This is a genomic window from Paraburkholderia sp. BR13439, from assembly GCF_040948805.1.
Lineage (GTDB): Bacteria > Pseudomonadota > Gammaproteobacteria > Burkholderiales > Burkholderiaceae > Paraburkholderia > Paraburkholderia youngii.
In genome coordinates this window covers 1-21,158 of record NZ_JBFPKN010000018.1, presented here as the reverse complement: position 1 = coordinate 21,158, position 21,158 = coordinate 1, and the positions used below count along the sequence as shown (strand labels likewise).

The following is a 21,158-nucleotide window of genomic DNA, read 5'->3' as shown; positions in this document are numbered from 1 at the left end:
CATGAGCGCAACGCCACAACCTACCGCTGTTCCTTCGCAGTCCGCCGATCTTCGATCGTCGAGCCTGGGCTTCATGGAGACGATCGGCCAGTCTCTCGCCAACATCTCTCCGACTCTGACGCCGTCGATCAACGTCGTGGCCGTCGCGGCACTCGCGGGTGCGGGCAGCTGGCTGGTCTACGGGCTGTCGACGCTCGGGCTCATGTTCGTCAGTCTCAACATCGCCGTGCTGGCCAGCCGCTTCGCCGCGGCCGGATCGTTCTTCATCTTTATCTCGCGCTCGCTCGGGCCAATGGCGGGCGGCATCGCCGGATGGGGGCTGATTGCCGCATACACCGGTACCGCGATGGGCGTGCTGGCCGGCGAGGCCATCTTCGTGCAGAACGCGTTCACGCCGTTCGGCATCGCCGTGCCGACCTGGCTGATCTATGCGGTGAGCGCGGGGTTGGCCTGGTTCCTCTCGTCGCGCGACATCAAGCTGTCGTCGCGCCTGAGCCTTGCGATCGAGGCCGCCTCGATCACGATCGTCGGCGGCGTGCTGCTGGTGGTCTTCTATCAGCATCCCGAGCGCATCGTCGATCATGCGCAACTGTCGCTACAGGGCACGACGCCCAAAGGGATGGCGGAGGCGATGGTGCTCGGCATCTTCTCGTTCGTCGGCTTCGAGAGCGCGGCGTCGCTCGGCAAGGAAACCAGGGACCCGCTGAAGGCGATTCCTCGCGCCATCATCTGGAGCATGGTGCTGGCCGGCGCCTTCTTCATGTTCGTCGCCTACTCGATGGTCGTCGCCTACGGCGGCAACGTGAGCAAGCTCGGCGCCGATACCGCGCCGTTGCAGACGCTGCTGAGCGGACTCGGTGCGCCGGCGCTGGCGCCGCTGTTCTATCTGATCGCGTCGGTGAGCGCGTTCGCCTGCGTGCTGGCCTCGATCAATGCAGCGAGCCGGCTGCTGTTCTCGATGGGCCGCTATCAGTTCGTACACCGCTCGATGGGCATGGTGCACACGAAGCATCAGACGCCGCACTATGCGGTGGCCTTTGCCGCGCTCCTCTCGCTGGCCGTGAATCTCGCGTTGCTGGGCACGGGCGCGTTGAATACGTTCGGCTATACGAGCACGTTCGCGACCTTCGGCTTCATCGTGGCCTACTTCCTGATCTCGGTGTCCGCGCCGCTCTACCTGAAGAAGCAAGGGCAGCTCAAGCTTGCCAATCTGGTGGTGGGCATCCTTGGCGCCGTGGCGATGATCGGCGGGTTCTTCGGCAGCGTCTATCCGGTTCCGGACTGGCCGTACAACATCCTGCCCTATCTGTTCGCGGCCTACATGCTGTTCGGCCTCGGCTGGCTCGCGATGCTGAAGAAGCGTGCGCCGCAGGTTCTCGATAAGATCGAGCACGATCTCGAATCGAGCGAAGCTGCGATCTTCGACAGGAAATGACCGACACCCCCCTCGCGAATGCCGCTGAGCAGGCGTGCATGACACTGCGGCCCGAGCGCGGCGAGTCTCCCGAGCTCGACATCGCCTTTGTTTCGGAGCCGGGCAGCAGTGGGCGCAACGAGGACTACGTCGGCGTCATGCTGGGCGATCTCATGCAACGCTCGGCGCGGGGGAGCGTGGTCGCGCTGGCCGACGGCATGAGCGGCGGCCGGGGAGGGCGCGTGGCGGCCGAGCTCGCGGTGCGCAGCTTCATCGACGGCTACTATGCGCCGCCTCACACGCTGGCGCCCGAAGCCGCGGCGTCGCGCGCACTCGATGCGATTCACCGCTGGCTGCACCAGATCGGCCGCAGCGATGCGGCGCTCAGTCAGATGGCGGCGTGCTTTGCGGCGCTCGTGGTCAGGGGCGCCACGGCCTGGCTTGTCGGCGCGGGGGATGTGCGGCTTTATCAGCTGCGCGATGGCGAAGTGTCGCAACTCGGCGGCGACGACGTCATCGACGTGCCGTTCGGCGCCTTCGTCGCGCATGCGGTCGGCTTGCAGAGTGCGCTGGTGACACGCATCGAGAGCTGGGCGTTAAAGGAGGCTGACCGCCTGCTGCTGTGCTCCGACGGGCTCTATCGACGCATACCGTGGCGCGAATTGCGGGCCGTGCTGTCGACGCAGGCGCCCGCTGCCGCGGTGGCTGAACGGCTCGTCCAGATGGCGCGCTCGCGCGGTTCGACCGACGACGTCTCGGCGGTCGTGGTCGACGTGCGCAAGGTGCCGGACCTCGACTATCGCTACCTCGAAGGCGTGCTCGGCGACCTGCCGATTCTCGCGGTTCCCGCGTGTGGCGAGGTGATCGACGGCTATGCGCTGAGCACGGTGCTGAGCGACGGGCATTACTCGCGGATCTTCATCGGCCACGATCTTGCCGACCCGCAAAAGCGGCTCGCGCTCAAGTTCCCGAAGCCGAGCGTCGACGAAGACGCCAACGTGCGCCAGTCGATCGTCCGGGAGCGGTGGCTCGCGGGGAAGATCGACAGCGAGAACGTGCTTGCGCCGAGCGCGATCGATCCCGCGCGCCAGACCCGCCTCTATGTCGTGATGCCGTTCCTCGACGGCTTGCCGCTCGAAACCTTGATGACGCCGGCACTGATGTCGCTGACGCGCGGCCTCGCGATCGCGCGCCAGCTCGGCCGCGCGATCCACGCGCTGAATCGCCAGGGCATCTTTCATCGCGACATCAAACCCGAGAACGTGCTGGTGTTGCCCGACGACAGCGTGAGGCTGCTTGATCTCGGCTTCGCCTACATGCCCGGCCTGCTCGCGCCGGGGCCGTCTACCGCGCCGGGCACGCCCGCCTACATGGCGCCCGAACTCATCAAAGGTGCAGAGGGCGATGCGCGCTCTGAGGTCTTTGCGTTCGGCGTCACCCTGTATCGCATGTTCAGCGGCGGACGCTCGCCGTACGGCTTCAATAGCCGGGTGCCGTTGCAGCATCACCGGCCCGACCTGCCAGTCTGGCTCGACCTCGTGCTCGAGAAGGCGATGCAGGCCGATCCGGAGCGTCGCTATCAGGATGCGCTCGAGGTCTGTGCGGAGCTGGATCGATTCGCCGCGGGCGGCGGCGAAACGGCAACGGCAGCGAGGCTGCCGTTGATCGAGCGCAGTCCGGTGACCTTCTGGAAAAGCGTGGCGTTGATCCTTCTGATCCTGCTGCTGATTGCGTTGGCGCACGGTTCGGGAGGGACCTGAAAGGTCCCGGCGGTTTTTATTTTTCTAATTTTTTGGAATACCACCATCTCAGAAGACGGGATTCATGATCTGGTGATCGTCGTCTGCTAACCCCGTTACCACGACCCTGTATGTCCCTTAAACGATTCCGGAGATCGACATGAGCAGTAAATGGATTGTGTTTGCAGCGCCGCTGACTGCTGCGTGCTTGATGACGCTTGCGACGGAACCCACCTACGCCGCCGACCCGATCGTCTTCACGAGCTGGGGCGGCACCACGCAGTCGTCGCAACAGAAGAACTGGGCGCAGCCGTTCACGCAGGCGAGCGGCATCACCGTGTTGATGGATGGCCCGACCGACTACGGCAAGCTGAAGGCGATGGTCGACAGTGGCAACGTAAGCTGGGACGTCGTCGATGTGGAAGGCGACTTCGCGTACGCCGCGCAAAAGGCCGGCCTGATCGAGCCGATCGACTACTCGGTCGTGAAGAAGGACGAGCTGGACCCGCGCTTTGCGACGCAGGACGCGGTGGGCAGCTTCTACTACTCGTTCGTGCTCGGCTACAGCAAGTCGAAGTACACGGGCGCGCAGCCGCAGACGTGGGCCGATCTGTTCGACACGAAGAAATTCCCGGGCAAGCGCACCTTCTATAAGTGGTCGGCACCGGGCGTGCTGGAAATCGCGCTGCTCGCCGATGGCGTGCCGCCGAACGAGCTCTATCCGCTCGACCTCGACCGCGCGTTCAAGAAGCTCGACACGATCAAGAGCGGCATCGTCTGGTGGAGCGGCGGCGCGCAGTCGCAGCAGCTGCTCGCGTCGGGCGAAGCGCCGATCGGGATGTTCTGGAATGGGCGCTTGCACGCGCTCGCGCAGACCGGTGTGCCGGTCGGCATTTCGTGGAACCAGAACCTGACCGCCGCGGACATGCTCGTGATTCCGAAGGGCGCCAGGCATCGCTCGGAAGCGATGAAGTATCTGGCGGCCGCGACGAGCCCGCAGGCGCAGGCGAAATTCGCAGCCGAGACCGGTTACGCGCCGATCAACGTGAAGTCGGTGGCGCTGATGTCGCCGGATGTCGCGAAGACGCTGCCCGACCAGTACAAGGACTCGCAGATCAATCTCGACATGAAGTACTGGGCCGACAACCGCGATGCGATTGCGAAGCGCTGGTACACGTGGCAGTCGAAGTGACGTGGAAAGCGAATCGCTCGCACGAAATACGCGCCGACCAGGAGTGAGCATGCGCCATGTAATGAGTACCCTCACGCAGCCGCGCGCGGCGGAGGTGCGCCGCCGCCGCGACTGGCGAAGCGCCCGGCTCGTCGCGCCGGCGCTTCTCCTGCTCGCGATCTTCTTCCTGCTGCCCGTGCTGTCGCTGCTGTTGCGCAGCATCCTCGAGCCCACGCCCGGGCTGCAGAACTACGCACAGCTCGTCGGCTCGACGACATATCTGCGCGTGTTCGGCAATACGTTCCTCGTTGCGACGGTGGTGACCGCGGTGACGCTCGCGATCGGCTTTCCGACCGCGTGGCTGCTCGCCATTGCCCCACGCAGATTGAGCAGCGTGCTGTTCGCGATCCTGCTGCTGTCGATGTGGACCAACCTGCTCGCGCGCACCTTCGCATGGATGGTGCTGCTGCAGCAGACCGGTCCGATCAACCGGATGCTGATGGCGCTCGGCCTCATCCACGAGCCGCTCACGCTCGTGAACAATCTGATCGGCGTGACGGTCGGGATGACGTACATCATGCTGCCGTTCCTCGTGATGCCGCTGCACGCGACGCTGCGCAGCATCGACCCGTCGACGCTGCGCGCCGCCGCCGTGTGCGGCGCGAGCCGTTGGCAGGCGTTCTGGCGCATCCTCGTGCCGCTCGCGATGCCGGGCGTGGCCTCCGGCGCGCTGATGGTGTTCGTGATGGCGCTCGGCTACTTCGTCACGCCGGCGCTGCTTGGCGGGCCGTCGTACATGATGCTCGCGGAGCTGATCGCGCAACTCGTGCAGGAACTGCTGAACTGGGGGCTCGCGGGTGCGGCGGCGTTCGTGCTGCTGGCGGTGACGCTCGCGCTTTACGCGCTGCAATTGCGCTTCACAGGCGGCGCGCGCCCGGCCTACGGAGACTGATGAGATGCTGCTCGATTTCGATCGTCTCGGCGCGCTGCGCTGGATGTTGCTGGCGGTTGGCGGCCTGGTCGCGCTGTTCCTGCTGCTGCCGATTTTCTTTATCGTCGCGCTGTCGTTCGGGGACTCGCAGTGGCTGATCTTTCCGCCGCCGGGCTGGACGCTGGAGTGGTATCGGCAGCTTTTCACCGATTCCGGGTGGATCGACTCGCTCCTGACGAGTGCGAAGATCGCCGTGATCGTGATGGCGCTGTCGGTGACGCTGGGTTTCCTCGCGGCGCAGGCGCTCGCGCGCGGCAAGTTTCGCGGCCGCAAGACGCTGCAGGCGTTCTTCCTGACGCCGATGGTGCTGCCCGTGGTCGTGCTCGCCGTCGCGCTCTACGCGTTTTTCCTGAAGCTCGGCCTGAACGGCACGGTCGTCGGCTTCGTGATCGGCCATCTGATCATCGCGCTGCCGTTCTCGATCATCGCGATCGGCAACTCGCTCGAAAGCTTCGACACCTCGCTCGAAGACGCCGCGCTGATCTGCGGCGCGGGGCCGCTCGAAGTGAAATGGCGCGTGACGCTGCCCGCGATTCGTCTCGGGCTCATCGCGGCCGCGATCTTCTCGTTCCTCGCGTCGTGGGACGAAGTGGTCGTCTCGACCTTCATGGCGAGCCCGACGCTGCAGACGCTGCCCGTGCGGATCTGGTCGACGCTGCGCCAAGACCTGACGCCGGTGATCGCCGCCGCGTCGTCGCTGCTGGTCGGCTTGACCGTTGTATTGATGGTGGCTGGCGCGCTCGTGCGCCGCGCCCGATGAAATGGATGATCGAGGAGCTCAGCGAGCCATGACTGCCTCATTCCTGCAAATCCAGCGTTTGCGCAAGACCTATGACGATGTCGTCGCCATCGACCACGTTTCTCTCGACGTGCGCAAGGGCGAATTCATGACTTTCCTCGGACCGTCCGGTTCGGGCAAGAGCACGACGCTCTATATCGTCGCGGGCTTCCAGGAACCCACCGACGGGCGCGTTCTGCTCGACGGCAAGCCGCTCACCGCGGTGGCGCCGAACAAGCGCAACATCGGCATGGTGTTTCAGCGTTACACGCTATTTCCGCATCTGAGCGTCGGCGAGAACGTCGCGTTTCCGCTGCGCGTGCGGCGCCGCCCCGAAGCCGAAATCAAGGCGAAAGTGGAGAAGATGCTCAGGCTCGTGCATCTGTCCGAGTGCCGGGAGCGGATGCCCGCGCAGCTCTCGGGCGGCCAACAGCAACGCGTGGCGATTGCGCGCGCGCTGGCCTACGATCCGCCCGTGCTGCTGATGGACGAGCCGCTCTCCGCGCTCGACAAGAAGCTGCGCGAGGAAATCCAGCTCGAATTGCGCCGCATCCACCAGGAGACCGGCGTGACGATTCTTTATGTCACGCACGACCAGGAAGAGGCGCTGCGCCTGTCCGATCGCATCGCCGTGTTCAACAAAGGCCGCATCGAGCAGGTCGGCACCGGCGAGGAGCTGTACGCGAATCCGGCGTCGCGCTTCGTCGCGAGCTTCATCGGCAATTCGAATTTCTTGCCGGTAAAGGTGACGAAGAATTGCGATGGCCGGCTGAACGGCGTGTTTCCGAACGGCCATCAGATCGCCGCGAATGACTTCAATCCGGTGCTCAGCGCCGGCGACGACGGCACCTTGATGATCCGCCCGGAACAGATGCGCATCAGCTCGCTGCAGCACGCGAGCGGCGTCAACGGCACGAGCGGCCTGCCGGTGATCGTGCGCGATATCACCTATCTCGGCGACGCGATGCACTACGCGGTGGCGACGCCGTGGCAGCAGGAGATCTCGATCCGCATGCCGGCCGCGCATCGCCACGACAGCGGCATCGCGATCGGCTCCGAGGCGCTGGTCGACTGGGACGCCCGCGACGTGCGCCTGCTCGCGCAGGCATGACGACACCCGCGAGCCATGCACTTCCATCGCGCCTCGTCGAAAAGATGCGTCGTGCGCTGTCGGTCAGGTATATCGATTTTCATGAACGCCAGATCATTGACAGCACGGTGCGTGGGCGTATCGAATGGGACGAATCGCAGGCAGGATATTTGCCGCTCGTGGTGGTCGACGGCAAGGAGGTCTCGTGGAACGAGCTTGGGCGAATGCTCATGAGCGTGGAAGGATGGCAGTTCCGGCTCGATATTGCTGATCCGAGCGAAGAGCTTTGACTGGCGGTGCCGTGGCGGTGAAACGGGCGGCCATCCCTGGCCCGAGCCGGTCTGCGAACCGGAGCCTTGAACGTTACAACCCTGGCGGAGGAAAGCCGTGGTCGCAGTCGGGTACGACGAACTTTGCATGGCCTTTGACTTCGTCAGCTCCGCGGGGCCAATGGAGCATAACGCGTATGTCTCGCTCGATACGGGCAAGATCTGGTGGACCTCCGATTCCAATGACGCATTCGACGAGGAGTTCCCTGACGACCTTGAAACTTCAGATCGTTATCTTGCGATACCGCATAAGAACGAGCTTGATCTCGGAAGACGCCTCGCCTTGCGTTTTGTCGCACAGGAGTTGCCTGCGCGTTACGAGCAGGTCGAGGGATATTTCCGGCGGCAAGGGGCCTATGCGCGTTTCAAGGGTTTGCTCGAGCGTAAAGGCGTTCTCGAGCGTTGGTATTCGTTTGAGGCCGATGCCGACGAAAGCGCGCTGAGGCAATGGTGTGCCGAAAACGGGCTTGAGCTGGTTGAGACGTGACGGGCGGCTCTGTTTCAACGCCCAATCTTTTACGCGGGATGCGCGGCTGTGTGGTCAGGCGACGCGATGGGCCCGGGTAAACGTCAGCAACTGCGGCTTCACGCGGCGTATACCACAGACGGGGCTGGATACCCATGAATCCAGGAGGCTGATGCGATGGCCGCACCGAGTTTCGTCTATACGATCCCCTGCGTCGCAAAGATGCTTCGAGAGCCGGAGGACTGGCTGGACGAACTGGCGAGTATGAATCTGGAGCCAGAGGACGGATGTCTCGGGATCATCCACGATCTGGACGTCCCCGCTGAGCAGTTGGTCACGGTAACCGCGTTCACGGATGCCGGGATGGAGGCGCTCAAGGAACTGGTTGCTGAAGCGAAGCGGCAGTCTGGCGGGACGGTCAGCGCTCGTAGATAGGCGGCGTCGGTCAGGAGAGGGCGGCTCCTGCGTCCTAAGGCACCCAAGGCCCCCGGACGGACGGGTGTGCAGCAGGGGCTCGAAACAGCGCGAGATGCGTACACGACCCGGCAGACAGGGGCGTCATCGCAGGCGCCGCGTATCGGGCGACCGTCCAGTCGCCCGAGTGGCTCACTGGCCGTGTCCGTCGGGCAAATCGGGTCGGAGTTCCGCCTCGATCTGGTCGATGGATGGCAGCCCGCTTTCCAGCGATTCAGGCACATGGCGCAAAAGCTGATATTCGGCGACACCCATCGGTTTGGCCACGCCACGTAGCGCATATTCCGCCACGAGCCGGTTTTTCTCCTTGCACAGCAGCAGGCCAATGGTCGGCTGGTCTTCCGGCGCCTTGACCCGTGCGTCGATCGCGGAAAGGTAGAAGTTCAGCTGGCCTGCGTACTCGGGCCTGAACGGCGTCGTTTTCAGTTCGACGACGCCATAGCAGCGCAGCTTCAGATGATAGAAAAGCAGGTCGATGAAAAACTCGTCGCCGCCGACCTCCAGCCGGTACTGGCGGCCTACGAACGCGAAGCCGGCGCCCAGTTCGACGAGAAACCGCGTGATGTGCTGCGTGAGTGCACGCTCGATGTCGCGCTCCTGGGCGTCCTCGCTCAAGCCGAGGAAGTCAAAGATATAGGGATCCTTGAGGGCGTCGCGCGCGAGATCGGACTGCGGCGGCGGCAGCCGGTCGGCGAAATTCGTGACGGCGCTGCCGGCACGCGCATGGGCCGCCGTCTCGATCTGCATGGTCAGCACGCTGCGCGACCAGCCGTGCTCGAGCGATTTTTCTGCGTACCAGAGCCGCTGGGCGCCATCGTCGAGCTTGTCGAGCAGCGTTACGACATGCGACCACGGTAATTGTGCAACGGGCTGTTGCACAAATTCCAGCTGCGGAAAGGCTTGCGCCAGCGCGCGCATGGATTTGAGGTTGCGCGCCGAGAATCCGCGCATGTCGGGAAAGGCTGCCTTGAAGTCCCGCGCGAGCCGGTCTACAACGCCGGACCCCAGCCTTGCTGCTCCTGCCGCTCGAGAATGTCGCGGCCGATCTGCCAGTACAGGGTGACCAGCTCGCGATTTGCGCTGGCCACGGCGCGCTGCCGCGCGCTACACGCGCTGCTTGAGCTGGGCAGACCAGTGACGATAATCCTCAGTCCACGCGGGAGCACTCAGGTCTTTGGTCATGCGTTCAGTCGTTGGGCGCCGGTGAGCACGCCCGGATTGGAAATTATCGTAGGGGAACCGGATACGGACAAGCGCAGCCGGCCCGGAACCGTTCCGATTATAGCATCGCGCCCCATCAAAAATGTTGATAAATTATATTATGTCAAATGTCAAGTTGCATGCTTTGGAAGCAGACGTTTCGTTCGCGGTCTGTGCCTTTATTGTGGATGGGCGTCGCAATGAATCTGTGGCATCCGAGCGAGCGCGGCAGCTTCAACCAGTTTATGGCATCGCTTCTTCGCGATCCGGATATCCCCCGCGCCGATTGTGTCCGCGCACTATTTTGGCGAAGCTTGCACATTTCAGGTGCCATCGGCCGTTGTTCTGGTACGAACCGTTGCCTGTGTTTGACTAGGAGACCGGCGAGCAGCTAGTCCCGGATGGCCGGACTATCGATCTGCTGCATTATGTTTTCGTCTTTTGAGGCAGGCGCGGCCGGATGATCCTCAAAGGCTAGTCCAGGGGTCACGGCGCGCTGGACGCACGTGCCGAAGTGGGCAGTCGCCTCCATCCTTTCCGACCCATCCGACGGCTACAAGGCTCTCGGTGTGACCTTGATCATTGCCCATCGGCGGAAAGCCGTCTGGCGGCTGCACTCGATGGCTGCCTGCATACGATGGCCGTCAGCACCAGGGGAATGACCGGATGAACGACTGCAGTGCTCCCAGCGTCGCCGAGAAGACGTTTAACGGAATCCGCCGAACCCAGCACAACCGCACCGTAAACCGCACCTGGCGAAGCGTTGCTTCCGCCAGCTTTGAAAAGTGGATCGCCCGGCTGGTATCCAAAAACGGCATGAACGCGGAGGCCGAATGCAGTCAACCCGGCGTCGCTCCTGGGGCGAAACGCGTTCACCGAATTCGGGTCAACCCGCATGGCTGGGATTTGGATCGAATGCGCGTCGACGAGATGCGCAACGAAGTCATGCGCTGTCTGAGTGCACGCCAACTGATCGTCCAGGGCGAAGCTGAACGCGGATGAGGGAAACACGGCGATGACTGCAAGCAGTCCGGAGATGAATCGCATACCAATTGCCTTGACGTCGGTCGAGGAGATGACTTCCAGGTCACCACCAGCGTGGCGGCCGCATACGAATGGTGCCAGCGAGCTGAAGCATTTGCCGTGCCGTCTGCTCAAGCTGGCGCCGCTGCCGATGTAGTCCGGCCTTACGGCTTCATCACGACCTTCACGCAGCCGTCTTCCTTATCGCGGAAGACCTTATACATGTCCGGACCTTTTTCGAGCGGTACCGTGTGCGTGATCACAAACGACGGATCGATCTGTCCGTCCTGGATCCGCTGCAACAGGTCGTCGGTCCAGCGGTTCACATGGGTCTGCCCCATGCGGAACGTGAGACCCTTGTTCATGGCGGCGCCGAACGGGATCTTGTCGATCAGCCCGCCGTAGACGCCGGGGATCGACAGAATGCCAACCGGCCGGCATACGTACATCATCTCGCGCAGAACGTGCGGGCGGTCAGTCTCCAGCATTACCGCCTGCTTCGCGCGGTCGTACAGTGAGTCGAACGAACGCGTCGCATGTGATTCCATGCCGACCGCGTCGATGCACTTCTCAGGTCCTTTCCCGTTGGTCAGTTCCTTCAAACGTTCGAGCACGCTTTCTTCGTCGAAATTGATCGTGACCGCCCCGACCGCGCGCGCCATCGCGAGACGCTCGGGCACGCGATCGATAACGACAACCTGCTTCGCGCCGAGCAGTATCGCGCTGCGAATCGCGAATTGCCCGACCGGGCCGGCGCCCCAGATCGCTACCGTGTCGGTCGGCTCGATCTCGCATTGGACCGCCGCCTGCCAGCCGGTCGGCAGGATGTCGCCGAGAAACAGCACCTGCTCGTCGGTCAGTCCGTCGGGTATCTTGACCGGCGTGACGTCCGCGAACGGGACGCGCACATACTCCGCCTGGCCGCCAGGATAGCCGCCCGTGAGGTGCGAATAGCCGAACAGTCCCGCGGTCGTGTGGCCGAACACCTTGTCGGCCATCTCCTTGTTACGGTTGGAACGCTCGCAAACTGAAAAGAACCCGCGCCGGCATTGATCACATTCGCCGCATGCGATGGTGAACGGCACGACCACGCGCTCACCCACTTTCAGCCGCGAATTGCCGGACCCGACCTCGACTACCTCGCCCATGAATTCATGGCCGAGAATGTCGCCCGATTTCATCGATGGCATGAAGCCATCGAACAGATGCAGGTCGGAGCCGCAGATCGCGCAACTCGACACCTTCACGATCGCATCGCGGGGATGCTCGATGATCGGATCCGGGACGTTATCGACGCGCACATCTTTCTTGCCGTGCCAGCAAAGGGCTCTCATGTGAAGCTCCACAGTAGATGGCCCATTGCACAGGCCACAGGGGACGATGTTTGGCTATGCGCGTACCGCCCGAATCAAGCTGACGACCGTGAGCGGCAAACAACCCGCGCAGCCGCCATCGCACGAGCAACGCACGTGCCGCATCGACCGCCCGTCCGTGCTCGCCGTCGTGGCGGCAGGCGGAGCCGATTGCAGCCGTTGTCCGCCCTTTGCAGCAGAACGGCCGTGAATGTCGCCGATGGGCTAGCGCGCCGTGGAACGCGCCTGGCAGCGAGGCCGTCGTAGCCGGTCGCAATCCGCATTGACCGACCCGTGGCGATTTCCGTCGAGTCCGAGACGACGTGACCGCTCTTGCCTCAAGACTGCTGTCGAACCGAGCAATTTCAGCAGGTCGACGATCGATGATCGCCAGTTCAATTGGTGCCCGCCAGCTTCCTGCATCTTCGTCAAAACAGCTTCAACGTCGACCGGGGGCATCGGGGTGACGGAGGGTCGGAAAGCCTGCGCCGCAGCCGTTGATGGAGTTGACGGAGCAGCGGGCGGCTCCGTTGCGCTGCCCGGTGCCGAAGCAGTCGCAGCTGCGGGAGGCATCGTGGACGCGGAAGCTGTATCGGCCGGATGGTCGTGCGGAGAGATCTTGTCAAGAACGGTCGAAAAGATGCTCATTTGGCGCTCCTCCGTATGAGGGTGGGTTGCTCGCCCGGACTCCGCCTGTCGCAACGCGACCTGGTTTCATCGAATGACAAAGCGCCGGCGATCGCGGGAATGGACGTTGCGTCGGCGTGTGCACCAAACCAACTGATGGATGCCGTCGTGAAAAATCCGTGGACCAAAAAAGAACCCTTTTCCGAGCATGTGGCTCAGCGGTGCAAACACGCTCGCCAACTCCGCGCGAGTGCGCACGACCGCTGCCGTGAAGAGCGGAGTCTCGGCTTTTTGGAGTGCCGCGCTCGCGCCTCCGAAGCCTCGAAGAAAGAGAAAGAATCGCCGCTGATGTGGGCTCGGGAAGAGTCGGCCGCATTGCGCAAGCCGTTCAGCAACGTGCAATGACTGCCCGTCGGCGGAGCGATCCGCCCCATTCGAGTGGAATTCGCCTTTGCAAAAGCGCTGACACCCCCTTCCGGCAAGGCTGGAAAAACAGCGCGGCCGTCGTACGACGTGATGACCACCTTTCGAATGTCTGTAACGCAGTAATGGCCGCCGTTTTCGGCGCCACAGCGTGTTGCCTGATTGTTTTATCTTCCGACCTCGGTCATCAGATCGCATGCCGAGGTGCGTGGCCGCCACGATTGCATCGAGGCAGGTTCAGCCTTGCGGATCGCGTTTGGGACGCGGACGTGCCGGGTCTTTCGCGGGCTCCAGGTCGGATCGACGTGGTCGTGTTTGGGGCGCATAAGGGCCCTGTTCGGGATGATCCTTGCCCTTCGCGAGCAGCGTTTCGTCCATGTTGCCGTGCGGGTTCTGATGCACGCTGCCGTCGGATTCCACGGCTACGTCGGCGTCCTTCACGGCGTGCTTGCGTTGCTCGGCCATTTCAACGGGATCGTTCGCGGGATCGTTCGGAAGCACTGGCATGGTCAGCTCCTCTGGCTTGGATGCAGTGGACCCGCATCGTGGGTTCCCGCCATTCGCGCGACGAGCCGCGTGAGCCGACCCGGGCCGCTTCGACGCTTCCTCTCGCTTGTGCGCGCGCACGCGGAGCACACCGGATGCGCGCACCGCGCGTGAACCTCTCTCGGATGGTCGAGCATAACTTCGTTCAACGCCAGGTCCGACTCCCGGCCTGGCGCATCAGCCGACGCTCCCCGCCCGAACGCGTTCGGGCTTCGGCGTATCGTCTTCGGCGCGCGTGTAGGGCTGCAACGCTTTCGGCGCGCGCAGGTCGCGCGGTATCTGGAAGTCGGCGAGCGCAGCCCCGCGCATCTGCGCAGCACTGCTCGGAAAACCGGTGCGCCCGCTGTAATCGTGACATGCCGCGCGACGAGTGCGTTCTCGCGTCCGAGCGTCGCGATACACGCGTGTCGCGAACAGATCGAGCGCCGCAATGCCCACGATGTTGACGGCCGCGCCGAGCGCACTGCGCTTGGCGCGCGGGCTAAGTGTGAACGATGCAGCGGCTAGGCTGCCCATATCGGCGATATCGCCGGCAACGCGCGCCGCGAGGAAAGGCCGCGGGTCACGCGCAGCAAGGAGGCCGACGCCGCAAGCAATCTCCCGCAGCCCGTAAGCACAAACGAGTGCAGTGTGTGGCGAGACGCCTGCCGTTCTCGACATTGCACGCGGCGCGACGAGTTGGGCCACTCCGAGCGCGATGCTGAACCACCCGAGGCCGCGTGCGAGCGTAGCTCCGCCCGATGGCTTCTGCATATCCCTGTCCATTGCGTTACCTTTTTCGTGTGAGCCGATGATCAATTGCCCGGGGACCGTGCGTCGAACGCAGCAAGACAGATGCCGCGCGGATGCGATGCGACGCACGCCCGGATAGCGGCAGCCTGGAGCAGATCGATGCTGGGTCCATGGGTAACGAAGGAGGCAGTCTCGCCGTTTCGGTGGCCGTTCGACCAGCAAGGGCACAACAGTTGCTCGTCAGCAGCGCCGGCACCGACGCGGTGTCATTAATGGGAGAGCATCATGAGACTTTTGACGACGAGCGACGGTCTGCCACGGCTGTCGTGGGGGGCCATCATCGCGGGGGTCATCCTTTCGATGATTGTTTATGTGGTGATGACCGTACTCGGCACCGCCATCGGCGCGACCCTGATCTCGCCGATGGCGAAGCCCGACACGCTGCACGGCTTCGGATTTGGCTCCGGTGTGTGGGTAATCGTCACGACGGTGCTCGGCGTGTTCGTCGGTTCCTACTACGCTGGGCGTTGTGCTTCCGTGCTCGGATGGCTGCACGGCCTGCTCGCTTGGGCCGTCATGACCCTCCTGGTCGTCTACGGGATGACCTCGCTGCTCACCGGCGCAGTGAGCACCGCGGGAAGCATTGCGGCGACAGGCGCACAAGTGGGCGCGGTCACCACCAACCAGACCGCGGGAGGCAATCAGGCAATCGACAATGCCAGGCAGCAGCTTCAGGCCGCGGTGGCATCCGCGGCTTCGGCTGCATCGGGTCCCGACGCGGACCAGCACGTCCGCCAGGCAGCGGACACCGCCGCGCGCGGTGTAGCGCGCGCCAGCTGGTTCTCGTTTGCCGCACTGATCGTTGGCGCAATCATCTCGATCGTTTCGGGCGCTGCGGGCTTCCGTCATCAGCCGCCGTACGAGGAAGGCAGCGGATCAGCGTCGGAGCGCGCCGCGCGTCGCGCGGCGGCAGCGCATTCCCGGGGCGCTTGAACGACACGGCTCTCGCGACGGTTGATCGTTGTGATCGGTTGGATGTCCGCGCGGTCGCGCCACGCGCACCCGAGCGTTTGCGGAGCCCCGGGAACCGGAAATCGGCGTGTGGCAGTTGATCCGCGAGTAGCCCGATTAGCACGGCGTCGGCGACAGGACACGCAGTACCGTCACGACGCCGGCACGCCGGAACCCGACCTGATGCGTGCGAATCATCCAGATCCGACATGCCGCATCGGGTCCACGGCGCACTGCGATTCATGCCTCGCGCCGTGCGAGGCGGAAAAGGCAGCAGTCCCCGTTGCGACCTTTAATCGGGGTGATCGTCCTATTCGTGCTCGGAATGGCGGTTAACTCTGGAAATGGGCGCAGGATCAAGGGCTTCCGATTGCGTGCGACACGCAAAATTCCCGATAGCGTGAAAGCCTTACTGTAGGCGTCTCATTACGCTCAAAGCGCCATTCTTCGCACAGAAGGTACGTATATCCCTGCTCTGACACCCCAAGGTTTTTTAACGCCCCCACTCAAAGGCTTACGCCCTACCCTCGTCAGCATGGTGCGGTGACGACATTGCTTCGCTTTACGTCATCGATCGTACCAAGGCAACTGGTCTCGCGCGAGTTTCGCTGGCAAGGCCTCAAAGAATCCTCGCACCGCGTTCACAGCGGCCTCGAAATGTTCAGGAGCAAGCATCAGGTCGACTGAGCCGGGGTCCTGAACGGGACAGTTTTCATTTGAATCGAAAAGCTCTGGTGCAAGTACCTTCAGTTCCGTCGCGGCCGGTCCACGACCGTGCTTCACGACATTGGCGATCAGACGCAACAGCTTCAGCCCTGGGTAAAACGGCTGACTTTCGAACGGCGTGCCGTCTCTATTCCAGGTGAAACGGTTCAGCCACTTGTCCAGTGTCTTGAAATCGGCCCTGGATAACTTGCATGAGAGAGATTCGTGATCGGTTTGCGGCGCCCTCAAGGCCCAATACAAGATTTGTTTGGCCAGTTGTTCCCAGAGGTGATATAGCCCGGCCATCGCCAACCCTACCATCTGCCGAGGTATTGCATCGAAATAAAGGAACTGCCGCGTGTTGTGATAATCCTCTGCTTCATTGAGGCAGCGGAAGGTCATATCATCGTTGATATCGAATTCGGCCCACTCCCCTTGCAGCCATTCCCGAAAGCTTTTGTCTTCTTCTTCCCCTTGCGTCTTAAGGTCGTCGAACAAGGGAAGGACATTTTTGGTTACCGCCTCTGCATAGGCATCGACTGCGTCCAAACAGGATCGCCGATCAGGAATATCGGACCACATTGCGTGACCTCCTTGCAGAAAGGTTCGGCGACGTTGCGATGATGACGCCGGGTGGAAGCGTCATCGCCATGAGCGGCGCAGACGAACTCAGTGGCGGTAAACAAAAAACGCTTCCTCACCAGGTGCCCCGTGATAGGCCGGCTCAATTGGCATCAGAACCATCACCGTCCGGTAATGGAATCTTCGTCGTTTCAGCTTCCACATCTGTCGACGTTCGCAGAGAGCGTCGCGCAGCCAACGCTGAAGAAGTCGGCCAGCAATTGCCGCTGGGACCGATACGCCCGCAGAGACAGTTTCGACAATGTATGTCGACATGATGGCTTCCAGACGACGTGCTTCACCGCCTGATCACCGTTGCCGGAACATGCTGAGAGTTGGGTACGCGTGGACCATGCGCTCCGCACGTATCGAACTTGACCTTCGTTCGAAGATAAAAGGCAAAGTAGAGTTCCTTCCCCATCCCAACGTCAGCGGAATGCGCCGCTCCGTTTCGTTGGGCGGGTTCTTTCTGGCTATCCCCAGCAATTTGCCGCCCGAGCGCGCAGCGCTCGCCCAGCAGGCGATCGGGTGGATGACCTCATCAGCGGTAATGAAGTCGAGTGCGAGCAACAATCTACCAGTGGCGCCACGCTTCAGTGTGAATTCCGACCCCGATTTGACCGTGATTTCGCCCATCGTAAATTTCGTCAACAACCTTGCGCGCAACGGCATGATCAGCAATACGATGCGACCTCTGACTCCAGTCTACACGCGCATTGAGGAGGTCTTGGGCGTCGAAATCCACAACGCCCTGTGCGGGCTAATATCACACGACGAAGCGCTGCAGAAGTTGCAAGCACGCGTGCAAGAACTCCTGGAGTCAATCCCTATTAAGGAAGTCAGCTAGGGTTGCCCGGGTGCCCAAAAGGAAGAACGTTTGTTTTGCGCAGGTCGGAGGCGCTGGGTTCCTCCCCAGGCGCGATGCTGGAGACGCCCGGTATAGTCTTTTAAGACACCCCGCCTAGCACCACAGCTCTGCCCCCGTCCTTCACGGCCATTGCTGCCGCGCGTGCTTTACCCGCAGGCTGGTGACAGCTTCATCGGTGGCGGTATAGAACACGATGTAATTGCGATGCACGATCATTTCGCGTGTTCCGCGCACGCGGCCCGCACGGTAGAGTGTGGGACGCGTGCGCAGTCCCTCTGCCTTTTCGTGGATCTTCTGCACCAGTTCCAGTGCTGCGTCGGGCTTGTCCTGCCCAATGTAATCGAGAATATCCAGCAGGTCCGCTTCTGCGAGCGGTCGCCATTCAAGCCTTCGCACGCTTGCCCTTTCGCATCGTCTCGATGCGCGCCTGGGCCTTCTTCATCACGTCGGCATGATCGACGCTCGGGCGTGGATCGTCGGTCGCTTCCTGGACCTGTTCGCGCACCCACTGGCTATAGGCGGCGGCGCTCGCGTGCGTCTGCTTCATCGCCTGGGCGCGATCAGGTCGTGCGGCACGATCAAACCCGGCTTCGTCCGGTCGCCACGCTTCGAGCGAAAAGCGGCCCGTCTGCAAGCCCAGCTCGCGGATCACTTCAAGCGCCTTGACAGGATTGCGGAATGCACGCGGGCGGCGGTTGTTCGACGTGACGAGCACGGCAGTACCCGCCGAGCGGGTCTCCAGCTCGACGTAAAAAGCGCCGCCTTCGGCTTTCAGGATGGCCGACAGGACGCCGCCCGCATGAGCGGCGGCAGTGGCCTGGGAGACGTCCAGCGTTTTCATGGCATGGCCTATAGATAAATTCCCCACGAGTAATTATAAACCGTTGCGCCCAACGGTGAATACCGTGACGCTCATTTGACGTAACACCCCGTCGCGAACGGCAAAAATCGAGCGCGAACTGATGGTGGCCGCGCGCGTGCTAACAACCCTGCTGACGTTGTGACGATCGATCTAGGCGATACCATCGCTTTCTCGATACGACGCGAGCCGCCTGAGCCATCCCAGCTGAATTTCCACAAACGGCCGGAGTAGCGTCGAAGGCTGCCGGCGAGTTCAGAAGCCGAGGCCGACACCTACGCCCACACCCCCACCAAAACTGCCGCCGCCGACGCCGATACCAATACTAGTGCTCGGCGGGTAATAGCCGGGGCCATATCCGTACCCCGGATCACCGTAACCATACGGCGGCGCGACGACGCAGCCGGCGAGACCAGCCCCTAGAGCCAATACGCCGAATAGTCTGATCATACTCTCCCTCCTCCTCCTCCATAAACTCTCGCGCAATATCCAGTCCAAGGGGCTGCCTCAGCACGCTGCATGGGTAGAGACTAGGGTTTATACTTAGCACGTCTCCTCCAGCTTCCCCCAGAACTGGATTAAGCCCGCCCACCGAGGCGGGCTTTTTTTGGGGTGACAACAGAGTCTGTCAACGCTCTCGCTCACGCAACTAACGTTGTAGCCACGAATGTGCAGGCGCAACGTGCCCGCGCACCGTTGTCACACAAGGCGCGGAGGCCCCTCCCCTTTCGACTAAAGTCGAACCTACCGGGGCCCGCGCCGACAACTAAGGTCGTAATGCGATGCGCGATTTCAATCAAAGTTGTCACTCAATGGGCCGGCGGTCGGTCAGAAACGATGATGGCGTGCAAGCCGGACCTGCGGATCCGCCTCGTGCGCAGCGGAACCGTGCACGCGGTGACAGGACGGGCGGGTCGTGACGACTTTAGTTGAAATTTAGACACAAATTTAGTTGTGTGACCGAGGGCACAACCTTTACTTGGGGTATTCGTCCTTTTCGTGCTAAATCTGGCGGTTTGGCTTGATTTGGCTTGTCAAAACAAAGACTTGCAAATCATCGCTTCTGCGGGAGCGCATCCTTTTGATGCAAAATCTGGCGCTTTCATCCGCCCGCGCGCCTGGCCGGCGAGCGCATGATTGAAAGCGGCCGACACAACCGCACCACGCGCTGCAGTCCGGCGGTCTGTGCGCATGCAGAACTGGTTCACGATCCAGCGATGCGCCGCCATGGCGCCGCATCGAGAAGCATCTCTCGATAGCGATCGATGGGAAAGCTCAGCGTTCAACGAAAATTCACATGCGTAAAATGCCCTGGACCCATCCGCCGTAACCAATCGTCGTCCACCCCTTGGCCCTTGCTTCGCCAACGATCAAGGGTAGCCTGGATGCGCTGTGTATTCCACGCAATGACCAGGTTGGTCAGCAGCGTCAAGGAGCCAGAAATCGCGATCATTTCGTCGCGGCGCCGCCCGCGCTCCGGCGCGATCTTGCCGGTATCGATTGCGCGCTGCAACTGATGGACCGATTCGCCGCGGTTGAGCAGCGTATGCATTTCTCGCCGGAACTCAAAGTTGCTGAAGTAGTCGCACAGAAAAAGCGTGCGCAGTAACCTACCGAGGTGGTCTGCTGCCCGGTACACCGGGTCGCCCTGCGCCGCGCTACCGAACCGTTGCAACGCGACCATTGCGCTCACGCGTCCCGCATGAATTGATGCAACGAGGCGCAGCAGTTCCTTCCAGCCGTCAAGAATCGCCTTGATGGAGATCTCATAGGCGACGACCGCTGCCATGGGCATAGTCCAGTACGCAATGCAATGCGCTCAAGCACTCGAAGAAACCATCCTCCGACTTGGCCCCGAGAATACCCTGTGCTTCATCTTTGAGCCGATTGGAGGCCTCTCGACGGGAGCGAATGTTCCTCCGCCGGAGTACTTCACTGAAATCCGGCGTATCTGTACCAAGTATGGCGTCTTTCTCATTTTCGACGAAGTCATGTGCGGCGCCGGCAGAACAGGAAAATTCCTCGCTAACAGTCATTGGCCAGACGCAAAACCTGACCTGGTCGTGCTCGCCTAAGGATTAGCGTCGGGATATACCCCGCTTGGCGCAGTTCTGGCACCCGCAACGCAGAACTCACCGGGTTCCATCTGGCGCATACATACAATGCCAACCCGATTACCTGTGCGGGCGCTTGTGCCGTCCTCGACGAAACCGTTGAGAACGACATCATGGGTAATGCTGCCCGCGTCGGCGAATATCTGCTACAGCGCCTGCTCGCGCTGCGGGAAAGTTCGCCGAGACGTCGCGCTAGTTTCGGACTGAACACATCGTATCGGCGCGCACCTTGAGGACGAGGCAGCGCGAGCGGATCAAAACGACGCGAGAGATCGACCATAAGAACCACCTTGCGAGCGGACTTCATGGTCTACAACGAAAGGGAAATGACAGATTGAATGCGGACTGATGCGAAGTGACGCCTTTACTTCGCAGAGTAGCGAAGTAAAGGCGTCAACTGCGACGCTCACGCCCAGCCGCTGTGGGTGTGATGCGGTGACAACATTGCTTCGCTTTACGCAAACAGAAATAGGCAGAATTTCGACCATGCGCCTGCTCTATATGAACGCGTCCCGTTTGCAACAGTTTTCTTGTGTTCAGACAGACAGGATGGGCTGCGGCTCTATATCCGGCCTTGTTGCAGTCGGTATTGCTGCCTGCGGGCCTCTATGAAATACGCTGACTC

General features: G+C 62.1%; 24 protein-coding genes and 2 pseudogenes. 14 read left to right on the top strand and 12 right to left on the bottom strand.

Annotation, left to right across the window (positions count from 1 at the left end; all coding sequences use genetic code 11):
* The first annotated feature begins 1 nt into the window (after window position 1).
* The 9 genes from AB3X96_RS29665 (at window position 2) to AB3X96_RS29625 (ending at window position 8,413) form a co-directional block, all read left to right on the top strand.
* Entirely contained in the window at window positions 2–1,435 is a 1,434-nt protein-coding gene (locus tag AB3X96_RS29665) for an APC family permease (protein WP_368592494.1), read from the top strand.
* On the top strand, window positions 1,432–3,174 hold the full coding sequence (locus tag AB3X96_RS29660; protein WP_368592493.1) for a bifunctional protein-serine/threonine kinase/phosphatase: 1,743 nt from the start codon (window positions 1,432–1,434) through the stop codon (window positions 3,172–3,174). Before AB3X96_RS29665 ends, AB3X96_RS29660 begins: the two co-directional genes overlap by 4 nt.
* A 190-nt stretch (window positions 3,175–3,364) precedes the next feature.
* A complete protein-coding gene (locus tag AB3X96_RS29655) occupies window positions 3,365–4,345 on the top strand; it encodes an ABC transporter substrate-binding protein (protein WP_368592614.1) in 981 nt (326 codons plus the stop codon).
* Between the two features lie 49 nt (window positions 4,346–4,394).
* Complete coding sequence (locus AB3X96_RS29650; protein ID WP_368592492.1) at window positions 4,395–5,276, top strand: ABC transporter permease; 882 nt, start codon at window positions 4,395–4,397, stop codon at window positions 5,274–5,276.
* Between the two features lie 4 nt (window positions 5,277–5,280).
* The gene (locus tag AB3X96_RS29645) at window positions 5,281–6,075 is read left to right on the top strand and encodes an ABC transporter permease (RefSeq protein WP_368592491.1); all 795 of its coding nucleotides are present in this window, start codon (window positions 5,281–5,283) and stop codon (window positions 6,073–6,075) included.
* A gap of 28 nt (window positions 6,076–6,103) precedes the next feature.
* Entirely contained in the window at window positions 6,104–7,204 is a 1,101-nt protein-coding gene (locus tag AB3X96_RS29640; RefSeq protein WP_368592490.1) for an ABC transporter ATP-binding protein, read from the top strand.
* On the top strand, window positions 7,201–7,473 hold the full coding sequence (locus AB3X96_RS29635) for a hypothetical protein (protein WP_368592489.1): 273 nt from the start codon (window positions 7,201–7,203) through the stop codon (window positions 7,471–7,473). Before AB3X96_RS29640 ends, AB3X96_RS29635 begins: the two co-directional genes overlap by 4 nt.
* A 127-nt stretch (window positions 7,474–7,600) precedes the next feature.
* Window positions 7,601–7,999 carry a hypothetical protein gene (locus AB3X96_RS29630; protein WP_368592488.1) on the top strand — a complete coding sequence of 133 codons (399 nt, stop codon included), beginning with the start codon at window positions 7,601–7,603 and terminating at the stop codon, window positions 7,997–7,999.
* A gap of 156 nt (window positions 8,000–8,155) precedes the next feature.
* Complete coding sequence (locus tag AB3X96_RS29625) at window positions 8,156–8,413, top strand: hypothetical protein (RefSeq protein WP_368592487.1); 258 nt, start codon at window positions 8,156–8,158, stop codon at window positions 8,411–8,413.
* A 171-nt stretch (window positions 8,414–8,584) separates the two neighbouring features.
* On the opposite strand, the gene AB3X96_RS29620 is transcribed toward AB3X96_RS29625, so the two are convergent.
* The gene (locus AB3X96_RS29620) at window positions 8,585–9,199 is read right to left on the bottom strand and encodes a YhcG family protein (RefSeq protein WP_368592613.1); all 615 of its coding nucleotides are present in this window, start codon (window positions 9,197–9,199) and stop codon (window positions 8,585–8,587) included.
* 30 nt (window positions 9,200–9,229) lie between these two features.
* Window positions 9,230–9,540: pseudogene (locus tag AB3X96_RS29615) on the bottom strand (DUF1016 N-terminal domain-containing protein); the annotation flags it as partial.
* A 778-nt stretch (window positions 9,541–10,318) separates the two neighbouring features.
* Between AB3X96_RS29615 and AB3X96_RS29610 the strand changes: the two are divergent.
* On the top strand, window positions 10,319–10,654 hold the full coding sequence (locus tag AB3X96_RS29610) for a hypothetical protein (RefSeq protein WP_368592486.1): 336 nt from the start codon (window positions 10,319–10,321) through the stop codon (window positions 10,652–10,654).
* Between the two features lie 185 nt (window positions 10,655–10,839).
* On the opposite strand, the gene AB3X96_RS29605 is transcribed toward AB3X96_RS29610, so the two are convergent.
* Complete coding sequence (locus AB3X96_RS29605) at window positions 10,840–12,009, bottom strand: zinc-dependent alcohol dehydrogenase (RefSeq protein WP_176369438.1); 1,170 nt, start codon at window positions 12,007–12,009, stop codon at window positions 10,840–10,842.
* A 243-nt stretch (window positions 12,010–12,252) separates the two neighbouring features.
* Entirely contained in the window at window positions 12,253–12,675 is a 423-nt protein-coding gene (locus AB3X96_RS29600; protein WP_368592485.1) for a DUF3597 family protein, read from the bottom strand.
* A 147-nt stretch (window positions 12,676–12,822) separates the two neighbouring features.
* Between AB3X96_RS29600 and AB3X96_RS29595 the strand changes: the two genes are divergently transcribed.
* A complete protein-coding gene (locus AB3X96_RS29595; protein WP_368592484.1) occupies window positions 12,823–13,059 on the top strand; it encodes a hypothetical protein in 237 nt (78 codons plus the stop codon).
* Window positions 13,060–13,314: 255 nt separating this feature from the next.
* On the opposite strand, the gene AB3X96_RS29590 is transcribed toward AB3X96_RS29595, so the two are convergent.
* Window positions 13,315–13,584, bottom strand: coding sequence for a hypothetical protein (locus AB3X96_RS29590; protein WP_368592483.1), 270 nt, complete (start codon window positions 13,582–13,584; stop codon window positions 13,315–13,317).
* Between the two features lie 216 nt (window positions 13,585–13,800).
* Window positions 13,801–14,376 carry a hypothetical protein gene (locus AB3X96_RS29585; RefSeq protein ID WP_368592482.1) on the bottom strand — a complete coding sequence of 192 codons (576 nt, stop codon included), beginning with the start codon at window positions 14,374–14,376 and terminating at the stop codon, window positions 13,801–13,803.
* Window positions 14,377–14,640: 264 nt separating this feature from the next.
* Between AB3X96_RS29585 and AB3X96_RS29580 the strand changes: the two genes are divergently transcribed.
* The gene (locus AB3X96_RS29580; protein WP_368592481.1) at window positions 14,641–15,348 is read left to right on the top strand and encodes a hypothetical protein; all 708 of its coding nucleotides are present in this window, start codon (window positions 14,641–14,643) and stop codon (window positions 15,346–15,348) included.
* 585 nt (window positions 15,349–15,933) lie between these two features.
* Here AB3X96_RS29580 and AB3X96_RS29575 read toward each other — a convergent pair.
* Window positions 15,934–16,653, bottom strand: coding sequence for a hypothetical protein (locus AB3X96_RS29575; protein ID WP_368592480.1), 720 nt, complete (start codon window positions 16,651–16,653; stop codon window positions 15,934–15,936).
* 87 nt (window positions 16,654–16,740) lie between these two features.
* A complete protein-coding gene (locus AB3X96_RS29570) occupies window positions 16,741–16,968 on the bottom strand; it encodes a hypothetical protein (protein ID WP_368592479.1) in 228 nt (75 codons plus the stop codon).
* Window positions 16,969–17,044: 76 nt separating this feature from the next.
* Between AB3X96_RS29570 and AB3X96_RS29565 the strand changes: the two genes are divergently transcribed.
* Window positions 17,045–17,539: a hypothetical protein gene (locus tag AB3X96_RS29565; protein WP_368592478.1), complete on the top strand. Its 495-nt coding sequence runs from the start codon at window positions 17,045–17,047 to the stop codon at window positions 17,537–17,539.
* 141 nt (window positions 17,540–17,680) lie between these two features.
* On the opposite strand, the gene AB3X96_RS29560 is transcribed toward AB3X96_RS29565, so the two are convergent.
* From AB3X96_RS29560 to AB3X96_RS29545, 4 genes and pseudogenes are all read right to left on the bottom strand, one after another.
* Complete coding sequence (locus AB3X96_RS29560) at window positions 17,681–17,956, bottom strand: type II toxin-antitoxin system RelE/ParE family toxin (protein ID WP_368592477.1); 276 nt, start codon at window positions 17,954–17,956, stop codon at window positions 17,681–17,683.
* Window positions 17,943–18,401 (bottom strand): hypothetical protein, encoded by a 459-nt coding sequence (locus tag AB3X96_RS29555; protein ID WP_368592476.1) that lies wholly within the window; start codon window positions 18,399–18,401, stop codon window positions 17,943–17,945. The genes AB3X96_RS29560 and AB3X96_RS29555 overlap by 14 nt, the downstream gene beginning before the upstream one ends.
* A 273-nt stretch (window positions 18,402–18,674) precedes the next feature.
* Window positions 18,675–18,869 (bottom strand): hypothetical protein, encoded by a 195-nt coding sequence (locus AB3X96_RS29550; RefSeq protein ID WP_368592475.1) that lies wholly within the window; start codon window positions 18,867–18,869, stop codon window positions 18,675–18,677.
* 754 nt (window positions 18,870–19,623) lie between these two features.
* A pseudogene (locus AB3X96_RS29545) lies at window positions 19,624–20,199 on the bottom strand (Tn3 family transposase); the annotation flags it as partial.
* A gap of 7 nt (window positions 20,200–20,206) precedes the next feature.
* On the opposite strand from AB3X96_RS29545, the gene AB3X96_RS29540 reads away from it, so the two are divergent.
* A complete protein-coding gene (locus AB3X96_RS29540; RefSeq protein WP_368592474.1) occupies window positions 20,207–20,494 on the top strand; it encodes an aminotransferase class III-fold pyridoxal phosphate-dependent enzyme in 288 nt (95 codons plus the stop codon).
* Window positions 20,495–21,158: the final 664 nt, after the last annotated feature.

Excerpts from the sequence above, each read along its gene's own strand:
- AB3X96_RS29605 (WP_176369438.1), bottom strand. The coding sequence starts at position 12,009 with ATGAGAGCCCTTTGCTGGCACGGCAAGAAAGATGTGCGCGTCGATAAC.
- AB3X96_RS29540 (WP_368592474.1), top strand. The coding sequence starts at position 20,207 with ATGGGCATAGTCCAGTACGCAATGCAATGCGCTCAAGCACTCGAAGAA.
- AB3X96_RS29645 (WP_368592491.1), top strand. The coding sequence starts at position 5,281 with ATGCTGCTCGATTTCGATCGTCTCGGCGCGCTGCGCTGGATGTTGCTG.
- AB3X96_RS29665 (WP_368592494.1), top strand. The coding sequence starts at position 2 with ATGAGCGCAACGCCACAACCTACCGCTGTTCCTTCGCAGTCCGCCGAT.
- AB3X96_RS29575 (WP_368592480.1), bottom strand. The coding sequence starts at position 16,653 with ATGTGGTCCGATATTCCTGATCGGCGATCCTGTTTGGACGCAGTCGAT.
- AB3X96_RS29650 (WP_368592492.1), top strand. The coding sequence starts at position 4,395 with ATGCGCCATGTAATGAGTACCCTCACGCAGCCGCGCGCGGCGGAGGTG.
- AB3X96_RS29580 (WP_368592481.1), top strand. The coding sequence starts at position 14,641 with ATGAGACTTTTGACGACGAGCGACGGTCTGCCACGGCTGTCGTGGGGG.
- AB3X96_RS29655 (WP_368592614.1), top strand. The coding sequence starts at position 3,365 with ATGACGCTTGCGACGGAACCCACCTACGCCGCCGACCCGATCGTCTTC.
- AB3X96_RS29625 (WP_368592487.1), top strand. The coding sequence starts at position 8,156 with ATGGCCGCACCGAGTTTCGTCTATACGATCCCCTGCGTCGCAAAGATG.
- AB3X96_RS29565 (WP_368592478.1), top strand. The coding sequence starts at position 17,045 with ATGCGCTCCGCACGTATCGAACTTGACCTTCGTTCGAAGATAAAAGGC.
- AB3X96_RS29620 (WP_368592613.1), bottom strand. The coding sequence starts at position 9,199 with ATGCAGATCGAGACGGCGGCCCATGCGCGTGCCGGCAGCGCCGTCACG.
- AB3X96_RS29635 (WP_368592489.1), top strand. The coding sequence starts at position 7,201 with ATGACGACACCCGCGAGCCATGCACTTCCATCGCGCCTCGTCGAAAAG.
- AB3X96_RS29555 (WP_368592476.1), bottom strand. The coding sequence starts at position 18,401 with ATGAAAACGCTGGACGTCTCCCAGGCCACTGCCGCCGCTCATGCGGGC.
- AB3X96_RS29640 (WP_368592490.1), top strand. The coding sequence starts at position 6,104 with ATGACTGCCTCATTCCTGCAAATCCAGCGTTTGCGCAAGACCTATGAC.
- AB3X96_RS29585 (WP_368592482.1), bottom strand. The coding sequence starts at position 14,376 with ATGCAGAAGCCATCGGGCGGAGCTACGCTCGCACGCGGCCTCGGGTGG.
- AB3X96_RS29570 (WP_368592479.1), bottom strand. The coding sequence starts at position 16,968 with ATGTCGACATACATTGTCGAAACTGTCTCTGCGGGCGTATCGGTCCCA.
- AB3X96_RS29610 (WP_368592486.1), top strand. The coding sequence starts at position 10,319 with ATGAACGACTGCAGTGCTCCCAGCGTCGCCGAGAAGACGTTTAACGGA.
- AB3X96_RS29600 (WP_368592485.1), bottom strand. The coding sequence starts at position 12,675 with ATGAGCATCTTTTCGACCGTTCTTGACAAGATCTCTCCGCACGACCAT.
- AB3X96_RS29660 (WP_368592493.1), top strand. The coding sequence starts at position 1,432 with ATGACCGACACCCCCCTCGCGAATGCCGCTGAGCAGGCGTGCATGACA.
- AB3X96_RS29590 (WP_368592483.1), bottom strand. The coding sequence starts at position 13,584 with ATGCCAGTGCTTCCGAACGATCCCGCGAACGATCCCGTTGAAATGGCC.
- AB3X96_RS29630 (WP_368592488.1), top strand. The coding sequence starts at position 7,601 with ATGGCCTTTGACTTCGTCAGCTCCGCGGGGCCAATGGAGCATAACGCG.
- AB3X96_RS29550 (WP_368592475.1), bottom strand. The coding sequence starts at position 18,869 with ATGATCAGACTATTCGGCGTATTGGCTCTAGGGGCTGGTCTCGCCGGC.